At 66.7% G+C, this 1,660-nt stretch carries 1 protein-coding gene and 1 pseudogene; both read right to left on the bottom strand.

Features of this window, described 5'->3' with window-relative positions; translation table 11 throughout:
- Positions 1-304: pseudogene (locus ACDELDRAFT_RS22260) on the bottom strand (FAD-dependent monooxygenase); the annotation flags it as partial.
- 37 nt (positions 305-341) lie between these two features.
- Entirely contained in the window at positions 342-1,349 is a 1,008-nt protein-coding gene (locus tag ACDELDRAFT_RS22255; RefSeq protein ID WP_005801029.1) for a Bug family tripartite tricarboxylate transporter substrate binding protein, read from the bottom strand.
- Between the last annotated feature and the right edge of the window lie 311 nt (positions 1,350-1,660).

Below are 1,660 nucleotides of genomic sequence, written 5' to 3'. Positions count from 1 at the left end.
GGGTGAACGCAGGGTTTCCATGCGCGCCGTGGTGGCCCAGGGGCCTTCATGGTCGCGCGGCGCGCGGTCGAGCAGCACTGCGCGAATGCCCTGTTGGGCCAGCGCGGCAGAGGCCGCCAGGCCCCGCCTGGCCCGCGCCGAGGATGAGCACATCCACCACCGCTTGGCCTGCATGGGTGTGCGGCGGCACCCAGCTGCGCGGGGGCCAGCCCAGCATGGACAGGTCGTCGCGCAGGCGTTGCTCCAGCGCAGCCAGCCCCGCTGTGCCTGCCGGCCCGTTGTTGAGTTTGTCGTTCGGTTGCATGGAGTTTCTCGTGTCCTGAAGGCTGTTCAGCGGCGGGTCAGTCGATGCTGATTTTCGCGTCCTTCACCACCTGGGCCCACTTGGCGCGGTCGGTGTGCACCGTGTGGCGAAACTGCTCGGGCGTTTCGATGCGCACCGTGTTGCCGTTCGCCTCGAAGCGCGCGCGCACCTCGGGCAGTTCCAGCACTTCACGCACGGCGGCATTGAGCTTCTTGACGATGGCGGCATCCGTGCCCTTGGGCGCGAAGATGCCGAACCAGATGGAGCTGTCGAAACCCTTGGTGCCCGGCACGCCGCTCGCGGCAATGGTGGGCACCTCCTTGACCGCGTTCACAGGCTTGGCGGTGGTGACGCCCAGCAGGCGCACCTTGTCGGCCTTGTAGTGCGGCAGCACCGTCTGCACCTGGTTCATGATGCAGCAGGTCTCACCGCGCAGCACGGACGAGATGGCTTCGGGGCCCCCCTTGTAGGGTACGTGCACCATGTTCAGGCCCAGGCGGGCATTGAATTCGGCGAAGGCCATGTGGGTGCCGGCGCCGTTGCCGGTGGAGGCAAAGTTGTATTTTCCGGGGTTGGCCTTGACCAGGTCCACGAACTCCTTGAGCGTCTTCACGTCGATGACCGCGGGGTTGACGGTCAGCACGTTGGAGACATCGATCAGCGGCGCCACGGGCACGAAGTCGTCTTCCACATCGAACGGAAGCTTCTTGTAGAGCGCTGCGTTGCTGCCATGCGTGGCGGCCGTGCCAAAGGCGAGCGTGTAGCCATCGGGCTTGGCCCGGGCCACGTATTCGCTGGCGATGTTGCCGGCCGCGCCGGACTTGTAGTCGATGATGACCGGCTGGCCCAGGCGCTGGGCCAGGGGCTCCTGAACGGCGCGGGCGATCACATCGACCCCCGAGCCTGCCGGAAAGCCCAGGATCAGGGTGACCGGTTGCTGAGGCCATGCGGCGGCAGTGGCCGCGTGGACGCCGGTGGCGGCGAGCCAGGAGGCGCAGGCGAGCGCGGCGGCAGGGAGCCAGCGGTGGGAGAAAAAGGTGCGCATGAGAGTCCTTCGGGGTGAGGTGTGCGGGTGGGAATACCCCATTGTCGGAAAGTCATCATGTGCACCGACGTATATGCATATGAAGGTGCCGTGCCTGCAGCGTTGCGCGGTCTGCAACCCGGTTGCGCGTGGTGGCTGTTCTGGCCGGCTGTCCATAATTCGGCGATGGCCGTCGTGGCCACCGCCCCGCTTCTTGAAAGACAAACCCCTATGCCCGACACCGCTTTCGATCCCTTTGCCAGCGCGGCCCTGCTCACCATGGCCCGCCAGGGGCGCATGCCCCGGCCGCTGGATTTGCCTGCAGCGCTGCG

The sequence above is a fragment of the Acidovorax delafieldii 2AN genome (genome assembly GCF_000175235.1).
Lineage (GTDB): Bacteria > Pseudomonadota > Gammaproteobacteria > Burkholderiales > Burkholderiaceae_C > Acidovorax > Acidovorax delafieldii_B.
This window is presented reverse-complemented; position numbering and strand designations above follow the sequence as displayed.